Source organism: Vibrio sp. YT-19(2023) (assembly GCF_033337395.1).
In genome coordinates this window covers 1-830 of the sequence record NZ_JAWOQN010000321.1, presented here as the reverse complement: position 1 = coordinate 830, position 830 = coordinate 1, and the positions used below count along the sequence as shown (strand labels likewise).

At 49.3% G+C, this 830-nt stretch carries 1 protein-coding gene; it reads right to left on the bottom strand.

The annotated features are described in order from the left end of the window. Window positions 1-830, bottom strand: an 830-nt coding sequence (gene mutL, locus R7E78_RS25680) for a DNA mismatch repair endonuclease MutL (RefSeq protein WP_318058548.1), incomplete at both ends; no start/stop codon positions are given.

Genomic DNA, 830 nt, shown 5'->3' with positions numbered 1-830 from the left:
CGCTTGATACACACGCTCCGGGACAGTAGTACTCACTGGTTGTGGCGAGTATTGAGGCGTCGTTTTCGGTTGGCTTTCTCGCTCTTCAGGTTCTGCTCGATGGAACGCGGACTCATTGACTTGCGGCTTATCAATCACGGAGCTTTGTGCCAGTGCATCAGCCAAAGCTTGATAGATAAAGTCATGTACCAATCTTGCTTGATGGAAACGCACTTCATGCTTCGCCGGATGAACGTTCACGTCCACCTGATGCGGGTCTAGCTCGATGAACAACACATAAGCGGCAAATTGATCCGGCTTTAAACTCATTTCGTAACTTTGACGAATCGCATGATTGATCAGTTTGTCCCGCATCATGCGGCCATTCACGTAACAATACTGCAAATCGCTTTGCTGACGAGCCCCATCCGGGGTGGTGATCCAACCATGCAACTTGAGACCTTGATGCTCAAGCTCAATACGAAGCATATTACGCACAAATGCATTACCACACACCGCCGCTATACGCTTTTCGGTTTGCAGTTGATTCTTAGCCGCACGGTACTGGCGGATCACTTTGCCGTTATGACGAACGTTGATCGAGACATCAAAGCGGCTCAGTGCAATGCGTTTTAACAGCTCGTCAATGTGAGCAAATTCCGTTTTTTCGGTACGCAGAAACTTACGGCGTGCAGGAGTATTGAAAAACAAATCCAGCACTTCAACCGTGGTACCAATGGGATGGGCAGCAGGCTGCAATTTGACCTGCATATCACGCCCTTCCGAATATGCACTCCACGCTTCTTCTTGCGCAGCTGGGCGAGAGGTTAATGTAAGACGAGAAACGGAAC